The sequence below is a fragment of the Streptomyces mesophilus genome (assembly GCF_011044995.1).
In the GTDB taxonomy this organism is placed as follows: Bacteria; Actinomycetota; Actinomycetes; order Streptomycetales; family Streptomycetaceae; genus Streptomyces; species Streptomyces mesophilus.
Window position 1 is genome coordinate 1 of the sequence record NZ_JAAKZW010000305.1, and the last position, 8,274, is coordinate 8,274.

The 8,274-nt window shown below is 73.0% G+C and carries 6 protein-coding genes; 4 read left to right on the forward strand and 2 right to left on the reverse strand.

Annotated elements, in window-relative coordinates:
• Positions 1–187 precede the first annotated feature (187 nt).
• Positions 188–1,225, reverse strand: coding sequence for a carbamate kinase (locus tag G6045_RS37375; RefSeq protein WP_165336693.1), 1,038 nt, complete (start codon positions 1,223–1,225; stop codon positions 188–190).
• Between the two features lie 258 nt (positions 1,226–1,483).
• On the opposite strand from G6045_RS37375, the gene G6045_RS37380 reads away from it, so the two are divergent.
• Positions 1,484–3,043 carry a PucR family transcriptional regulator gene (locus tag G6045_RS37380; protein ID WP_328708047.1) on the forward strand — a complete coding sequence of 520 codons (1,560 nt, stop codon included), beginning with the start codon at positions 1,484–1,486 and terminating at the stop codon, positions 3,041–3,043.
• Here G6045_RS37380 and G6045_RS37385 read toward each other — a convergent pair.
• Positions 3,024–4,403, reverse strand: coding sequence for a purine-cytosine permease family protein (locus G6045_RS37385; RefSeq protein ID WP_165336695.1), 1,380 nt, complete (start codon positions 4,401–4,403; stop codon positions 3,024–3,026). The genes G6045_RS37380 and G6045_RS37385 overlap by 20 nt on opposite strands.
• A 178-nt stretch (positions 4,404–4,581) precedes the next feature.
• On the opposite strand from G6045_RS37385, the gene G6045_RS37390 reads away from it, so the two are divergent.
• The 3 genes from G6045_RS37390 to G6045_RS37400 form a co-directional block, all read left to right on the forward strand.
• On the forward strand, positions 4,582–6,222 hold the full coding sequence (locus tag G6045_RS37390; RefSeq protein ID WP_206344692.1) for a transcriptional regulator: 1,641 nt from the start codon (positions 4,582–4,584) through the stop codon (positions 6,220–6,222).
• Positions 6,219–7,763 (forward strand): YlbE family protein, encoded by a 1,545-nt coding sequence (locus G6045_RS37395; protein WP_235968550.1) that lies wholly within the window; start codon positions 6,219–6,221, stop codon positions 7,761–7,763. Before G6045_RS37390 ends, G6045_RS37395 begins: the two co-directional genes overlap by 4 nt.
• Before the next feature lie 107 nt (positions 7,764–7,870).
• The coding region (locus G6045_RS37400) for a hypothetical protein (protein ID WP_206344693.1) at positions 7,871–8,274 on the forward strand (404 nt) is incomplete at its 3' end.

Genomic DNA, 8,274 nt, shown 5'->3' on the forward strand with positions numbered 1-8,274 from the left:
TGGCGGTGCTGAGGGGCATCGAGGGTCCTCTGCGTCCGTGGGGTGCGCGTGGCTGTATCCGGTGGGGTGCGCGCGGGCTGAGTCGGCGTTGTCAGTGGGTGTCGATAGCCTTGATAGGGCTCGGCCCCCGGGAGGGAGGGGTCTGTCCGGCCCACTCGGCCAGGCGCCCCGAGGCACGTCCGTCGTGTTACGTCTCCGCTGCCGCCGCGTTGCGGTCAACTCGGGCGGGAGCGGCCACGATCCGGGTGCCGGTGCGGCCGGCGAGTGCCTCGCCGAGCGCGGCCGGTGCGGTGATGAGGACGCTGCTGCCACCGCCCGCGAGGAAGTCGAGGGCGGCGCGGATCTTCGGGCCCATGCTGCCCTCGGGGAACTGACCGTCCGCGAGGTGCCGTTCGGCCTCGGGGACGTCGAGGCGGTCCACGAAGCGCTGACGGGGCGTACCGAAATCGAGGGCGATCCGTTCGACACCGGTCGTGATGATGAGTTCCTGTGCGCCTAGCGCCCCGGCGAGCAGCGCGGAGGTGGCGTCTTTGTCGACGACGGCCTCGACGCCGCGGAGTGATCCGTCGGGGGCCGCCACCACCGGGATGCCGCCACCACCACCGGCGATCACCACCTGCCCGGTGGCGAGCAGCGCGGCGATCGCGTCCTGTTCCACGACCAGGCGCGGGGCGGGGGACGGTACGAGACGGCGCCAGCCACGGCCCGCGTCCTCACCGATGGACCAGCCGTGCCGGATGGCGAGCCGTTCGGCCTCGTCCCGGGTGTAGTGCGTGCCGATCGGCTTGGTGGGACGCGCGAAGGCCGGGTCGGCCGCGTCGACGACCGTGTGGGTCAGTACGGCGACCGGCCGGACGCCGGCGGGCAGGGCGCCCGAGAGGCCGCGGGCGAGGATGTAGCCGATGCTGCCCTGGGAGTCGGCCACGCACATGTCCAGGTCGAGCAGCGGGAGTTCGGGGGCGATCTCGGCCACCAGGTCGGAGCGGCGCTTGATGAAACCGACCTGCGGACCGTTGCCATGCGTGACGACCACGCGGGCGCCGGCACGCACCAGGGCGGCCACGGGAGCGGCCAACTGCCGTGCGGCGTCGAACTGTTCGTCGATGGTGGCCCGCCGGCCGCCGCGCAGCAGCGCGTTGCCGCCGATCGCGAGCACGGTGGTGGGCCGGTCGGAGTGCCGCGGAAGCGGCCGTACGGGTGTGCGGACCGCGGGTTCTTCGGGCATGTCAGGACGATAGAAATGCGGGCGCCCGGGGTCATGGGCATCCCATGCCAGAAGCGGGCGGGGCCTGTTGACGTCTGCTGACAGTGTGGCCGGGCGGGGAGCGGCGCGTGCCGCGCAAGGGCGCGCGGTCAGGTGCGCGCGGCCCGTTCCGGTGAAAGGCCCGCCCCCGTTCCGGCGAAAGACCCGCCCCGAAGAATCGTATACAGTCTTCTGTCCGCGGCGTTTACAGTCCATGAACTCGCGCTCATAGTGGCCAACGTGGCCGGTTCCCCAGTGCTCGCCAGACCCATCGCCCCCGCCGCGGCTCTGACCGTGGCGCAGGCGCTGGAGCTGCCCGCCCTCGCGGGCGCCCGCCTGGTGGCGGGGCATGCCGGGGCGCCGCATCCGATCCGGGTCGCCAACATCATGGAAGTGCCGGACATCGTCCGCTGGATGCGCGGCGGCGAGTTCCTGCTCACCACGGCCTATGCGGTACGTGACGACGAACGGGCCCTTGCCGCGCTCGTCCCGGAGATGGACCGGCGCGGGCTCGCCGCACTCGGCGTCAAGGTCGGCCCGTATCTGCCGGTGCTCCCGGAATCCATGCTGCGGGCGGCCGACGAACTCGGCTTCCCCATCGTGGAGTTGCCCGGCGAGGTCATGCTGAACGACATCCTCTCCGAGGTCATCGGGACCGTGCTCAACCGCCAGGCCCTCAGCCTGGAACGCTCCCAGGCGCTGCGCGAACGCCTCTCGCAGGCGGTCCTGAACGGCGGCTCCCAGCACGAACTCATCGTGCTGCTCGCCCATGAGACCGGCTGTCCCGCCGCCTTGCGCGCCGTCGACGGCACCGTCCTGAACGCCGCGGGTACGGTCCCCGACGGCGTGGAGCCGAGTGTCACCCGGCCGATCACCGTGGGCGGGCGGACGCTCGGTGAGGTGGCGCTGTGGGGCGAGGGCTGCCGTACGACGGACACCGAACTCGCCCTAGCCGTCGAGCATGTGGCCAGCCTCGCCACGATGCTCCTGGTGCAGGAACGCGCGCTGGCCGAGCGCGAGCGCCGCTACCGCACGCTGCTCCTGACCGCGCTGGTCTCGAACCCGCCCGGCGACCGCGCCGAGGCGGCCCGGCGCGCCGCCGCACTCGGCTGGGACCTGGAGCGCGCCCGCGCCACCGTGGTCGTCGAGGTCACCGCGGCGCCGGGCGCGCGGACCGCACCCGTCACCGAGGAACGGCTGCTCTCCGCCGCCCGTACCGCGCTCGGCGCGCAGACCCCGGCGTGGGGGACGCCGGGCGGGATGACGGTGCTCGCGGAGCCCGGACCCTCACTGCGGCGCACGTGCGCGGCGCTGCACCGCGCGGTCACCGCCGCCTGTCCCGCGCACACGGTCGCGGTGGGCGCGGGCACGGTGCGCGCCGACTTCGTGGAACTGCATCTCAGCCACGGCGAAGCACTCTCCGCGCTCGCCCTCGGACGTGAACTCGAAGGCCCCGCGGGCTCGTTCACGCGCCTGTACGAGGAGTGCGGGGTGTACCGGCTGCTCAACCAGCTGCCGGACGCCGAGCTGCGCTCCCTGGTGGCCGAGGCGCTCGGCCCGCTGATCGAGCACGACGCCCGGCACGACAGCAGCCTGGTGCACAGCCTGAGCGTCTATCTGCAGCGCGACCGCAACGGCGTGGACGCCGCCGAGGAGCTGCACGTCCACTACAACACGCTGCGTTACCGCCTCAAGCAGATCGAGAGGCTCACCGGCGCACCGGACAAGGATCCGATGCGCCGGCTGCAGACCGAACTGGCGCTGCACGCCCACCGGTTGCTCAGCGCGCGCCTTCACTGAGCGGCGCCTGCGGGGACTGCGTGCCCGGCTCGGCGGCGGCCCGCGCCTGGCGCGCCGCTCGCCACTGCGGCAGCGAGAACAGCAGGTAGAGGATCGCCCCGGTCAGCGGCAGCGTGTGCCACAGCTTGTCGTCGAAGCCGAAGCCGAGGACCAGATTGATGCCGAGCCCGGCGAAGTACGCGGACACGGCACGCCAGTTGACCGCCGCGACGGCAGCTGCGGACAGGTCGTAGCGTCCGCGCCGCAGCAGGAAGTAGTCGGCGACGAGGATGCCGGGGATGAGCGGGATGGCGTAGCCGAGATAGCCGAGGTAGGTCAGGAAGGCGTCGAGGATGCCCGCGCTCAGTCCGTAGTACGCGAGTCCGCAGGCCAGCACGCCGGCGATCACGTTCACGGCGATACGGGGCAGGTCGATCGCGGTCCGTCCGGCGAGCGAGGCCGCGTACATGTTGTTGACCTCGTGCGGGAAGCCCTGAACGAAGATCGCGAAGGTGGCGAGCGCACCGACGCCCACGATGCCGAAGGCCTCGCCCATATCGGCCTCGCGGACGCCGAGTCCGAGCAGGATGCCGAGCATGTTGAAGCCGAAGTTGCCGACCATGAACTCGGCGACGGTGGTGGTGTACACGGTCGACCTGGACTTGCCGAAGCGGGTGATGTCCGGGGTGACCGTGGCACCGGTCATCCACTTGTTGACCCCGAGCGCGAACAGGGCGAGCGCCGTGGCCTCCCCCGCGCGCGCCGGTTCGGCGCCCACGATCTCGCCGATGCCGCCGGCGTGGTCGATCGCGGCGATCACCGCGATCACGACGGTGACCAGCATCAGGGGCACGCTGATCCGGCCGACCCAGGTGAGGCCCTTGCCGAAGCCGACGATGGACAGGGCGGTGTACATCGCGCTGAGCACCACGCAGTAGACGAGGCCCAGCCATGGGTCCTTGCCGCCGGGCAGCACACCGGCCGTGATGCCGGTGCTGTAGCCGACGAAGCCGGCCGACAGCAGGGCGATCACCAGGGACGGCAGCCTGCTGCCGCCGCGTCCGAAGGCGGCCTGGAGGCCGAGTGCGGTGGTGATGCGTTCGCGCTGGCCGATCAGTCCGCACAGGATCGACACCACGCTGACGACGAGGGACGAGCCGACGGCGATCAGGACACCGGTCCAGAACGGGAAGAAGAGCCCGAGCGACATCCCGTACAGGAGATCGGTCGCCGACACCGTGAAGCCCATCCTGACCAAGGTGATCGACAGGGTGGAACGGCGTTCGTCGGGCGGGAGCCGGTCGGAGGCGAAGTCTTCGGTGGCTTCGGCGGCCCGTCGGGCTCGCGTCGTGGGTGTGCGGTCCGTTCGGGGACTGTCCATCCGGGGGCACCTCTTCGTTGCTGGGCAGCGGGGACGGGGCACGGATGCGGCGGGTGTCCCCGAATGTTCGCCGCCCGTGGCGGCGGCGACACTGTCAGGCGGTGCCAGCGATCGTGGCCGCGCTGCTGGCACTTCACGCCGAAGCGGACACCCCGGGGGCGGACCGTACGGTCGGGTCATGGAGCAAGCCACGGACGACACTGCCCCCGACGACGGCACGGTGCGCACCGTCAACTCCCTGCGCCGCGACACCTATGCCGACTCCGTAGCCCTGATGAGAGCCGCCCGCCGGCTCGGCGACCTGCCGGGCGTGACTGCCGCGAGCCTGGTCATGGCCACCGAGGCGAATCTGCGTCTCCTGGCCGACGCACACCTGCTCACCGCCGAGGCCGCCGAGGCCAGGCCCAATGATCTGATCGTGGCGGTACGAGGCGACGCGGAGGCACTCGCCCACGCGCTCGACGCCGTGGACGGCCTGCTGGAACAGACCGACTCCCCCACGCCCGCGGCCTCCGCCACACCGGCGGCCCGGTCCCTGACCGAGGCCGACCCCGCCACGGCCCTCGCCCTGATCTCCACGCCCGGCCCGTACGCCGCCGCCGAAGCGCTCAAGGCGCTGCGCTGCGGTATGCATGCCTTCGTCTTCAGCGACAACGTGCCGCTCGACCAGGAGATCCGCCTGAAGCGGGAAGCCCACCGCGCCGGGCTCCTCGCCATGGGTCCCGATTGCGGCACGGCGGTCATCGACGGGATACCTCTCGGCTTCGCCAACGTCCTGCGCCCCGGCCGCATCGGCCTGATCGGCGCCTCCGGTACGGGACTTCAGCAGGTCTCCTGCCTCCTGGACGCCAACGGAGAGGGCGTCCGGCAGATGATCGGCACCGGCGGCCGCGATCTGAGCGCCGACGTCGGCGGCATCACCACCCTGGACGCCCTGGAGCTCCTCGACGCCGACCCCGGCTGCGAGCTGATCGTCCTCGTCTCCAAGCCGCCCGCCCCGGAGGTCGCCGAGCGGGTGCTCGCGCGGGCCGCGCGCGCGGGCAAACCGGTCGTGGCCTGCTTCCTCGACGGCAGCGGGTCTCTCGCCGGGGACGGTGCCCGGCCTTCTGGCGGCGAAGGCACCCGGTCTTCCGCCGGCGACGGCACCCGCTCTTCCGGCGGCGGACGCGTCACGGTGGCGGGCACGCTGCGGGATGCGGCGTACGCGGTGGTCGAGGCGCTCGGCGGCAAGGCACCCCGTGGCGTCGAGCGGCCCCGACTGCCCGTCCCTCACGGCCATTTGCTGCGCGCCCTCTACGCGGGAGGCACGTTCGCGTACGAGGCCAGGCAGCTCCTCCCGGACGCGGCGACGGGAACGGAAACGGGAACGGGGATGGGTCCGGCTGCGGGCGAAGTCCTGCTCCCCGACCGGGACTTGATCCTCGACCTGGGCGACGACGCGTACACCGCGGGCCGCCCGCACCCCATGATCGACCCGACCGTGCGGGCCCGGCATCTACGGGTCGCGCTGGACGATCCCCGTACCGCCGTCGTCGTACTCGACGTCGTGCTCGGCCATGGCGCGGGAGCCGATCCCGCCGCGGCGCTCGCGGCGGAACTGGAGCGGGCGCCGTCGGGGCAACGGCCGCCGGTGGTGGCGTTCGTGGTCGGCACGGACGCCGACCCGCAGGACCGGGCGGCCCAGGAGGCCCGGCTGCGCGCGGCCGGGGCGCTGCTCGCGCCGACCAGCACCGACGCCATCGAGTGGGCGGCGGCGATGGTGACTTCGCCCGGGCATGAGCGTGCCCAGGAACTGACCACGGCAGGAGGCGCCGTATGACGGCATCGGTTGGCGGCACCCCGGACCGCATGACGGCATCGATCGGCGACACCCCGGACCGTATGACGGCATCGATCGGCGGCACCCCGCGCGGCACGACGGCGCTGCTCGGTGCGGCGCCGGTCCGTATCGCCGCGGTCGGCGTGCCGGATTTCGCGGAGGTGCCGCGCAGCGCGGGCGCGGACGTCACCGCGCTCGACTGGCGGCCGCCGGCGTCCGGTGAACCGGAGTTGGCCTGGCGTCTCGCCGAACTGACCGGCCACCCCGCTGTCGAGGCCGCCAACCAGGAGGCCGTCGCACGCCTGCTCGCCGTGCGCCCCGTATGGACCCGCGTGCTGCCGGCCCGCGAGGCGATCCCCGCACTCGACGACTCCGGCCGCCGCCTCCTGCTGCACGCGGGCCCGCCCCTCGCCTGGCCGGACATGTGCGGTCCGATGCGCGCGGGCGTGATCGGCGCGGCGCTGCTCGAAGGCTGGGCGGACTCCGCCGAAGCGGCCGAACGCCTCGCGGACGGCGGTGCGTTGGAGTTCGCGCCGTGCCATCACCATGAAGCGGTCGGCCCGATGGGCGGCATCATCTCGCCCTCCATGCCGCTGATCGAGGTCGAGGACCGGGCGACCGGCCGCCGCGCCTACTCCAACCTCAATGAGGGAGCGGGCCGTTGTCTGCGCTATGGAGCGCTGGGCGAGGACGTGATGGAGCGGCTGCGCTGGATGGGGTCGGTGCTCGCGCCCGCCTTGAGCGCCGCGCTGCACGCGCGCGGCGAAGGCGTCGATCTGCGGGCGATCACGGCGCAGGCCCTCCAGATGGGCGACGAGTGCCACAGCCGCAACACGGCCGCCTCGGCCCTGCTCCTGCGGGAACTCGCCGCCGATCTCTCCGGTACGGCTCACGCCCGGGAGGTCCTGCGCTTTCTGTCCGACAACCACTACTGGTTCCTGAACTTCTCGATGGCCGCGGCGAAACTGGCGACCTCCGCCGCGCACGGGGTGCCGCACTCCACCTTGGTGACCGCGTTCGCCCGCAACGGGGTCGAGGTCGGGATCCGGGTCAGCGGCCTCGGCGACGCATGGTTCACCGCGCCCGCCACCCAGGTCCGCGGCCTGTACTTCGCCGGGTACGGGCCCGAGGACGCCAACCCCGACATCGGCGACAGCGCAATCACGGAGACGTACGGGCTCGGTGGCTTCTCGCTGGCCGCGGCGCCCGCGATCACGGGGTTCGTGGGCGGCACGGTCGAGGAGGCGCTGCGCACCAGCCGCGAGATGGCCCGTATCTCCCTCGCCCGCCACGAGGCCTACCGCCTCCCGGCTCTCGGGGGCGTGGGCGCGCCGGTCGGCATCGACGTACGGGCGGTCCTGGACACGGGGATCGTGCCGGTCGTGACGACGGGGATCTCCCACCGCGAGCCGGGCATCGGACAGATCGGCGCGGGCCTCACCCACGCGCCGCTCGAGTGCTTCGCCAAGGCGTTGGAGGCGATACGGGTGCCTGCCTTGGACGCCGCACCCGTGGCCGTGGCCGTGGCCGTCTCGCCGTGACCCCCGAATGAGTGCCTTATGAGTTCCGCGTGAGTCCCGCCGCGCTCCCGTGCGCTGCGTCCACACTCGTCGAGCCGCTGGTGCGGGGGCGTCGGCGGTGGGCTCGCATGGTCGGTGTCACCGGGAAGGCGGTGTATCTGCTGCCGTACGAGGAGGAGTCGGCCGGGAACAGGTCGCTGCTCGCTCTGGTTGCCCCCACAGGGGTACGCGTCCCGTCGGCGGTCCTGTTGTCCCGCGCGGCGGGCGAGCACCCCTTCACGGGGATCGACCCGGGCGCCGTCGCCCGCATCGGCGGCGGCCGGGTCGAGCTGGGGCCGCTGCGCCTGGCGGCCGGGGTGTCCTGGGCGCCGCCCCGCGTCCAGGGCACACCGGTCGCGCAGGCGCTGCCGGCGCTTGCGCGGTTCGGTCCACCGCGCCAACTCACGGGTGGCGTGGCTCCGTTCGCCAGGCAGTTGGCCGAGACGCTGGGCGCGTGGCCCGCCCGCGTCGGGGCCCGGCCCCACCCTCTCCG

What these genes read in the sequence shown, in the direction of transcription:
- G6045_RS37395 (WP_235968550.1), top strand. Translation starts at nt 6,219, where the DNA reads ATGACGGCATCGGTTGGCGGCACCCCGGACCGCATGACGGCATCGATC.
- G6045_RS37375 (WP_165336693.1), bottom strand. Translation starts at nt 1,225, where the DNA reads ATGCCCGAAGAACCCGCGGTCCGCACACCCGTACGGCCGCTTCCGCGG.
- G6045_RS37390 (WP_206344692.1), top strand. Translation starts at nt 4,582, where the DNA reads ATGGAGCAAGCCACGGACGACACTGCCCCCGACGACGGCACGGTGCGC.
- G6045_RS37385 (WP_165336695.1), bottom strand. Translation starts at nt 4,403, where the DNA reads ATGGACAGTCCCCGAACGGACCGCACACCCACGACGCGAGCCCGACGG.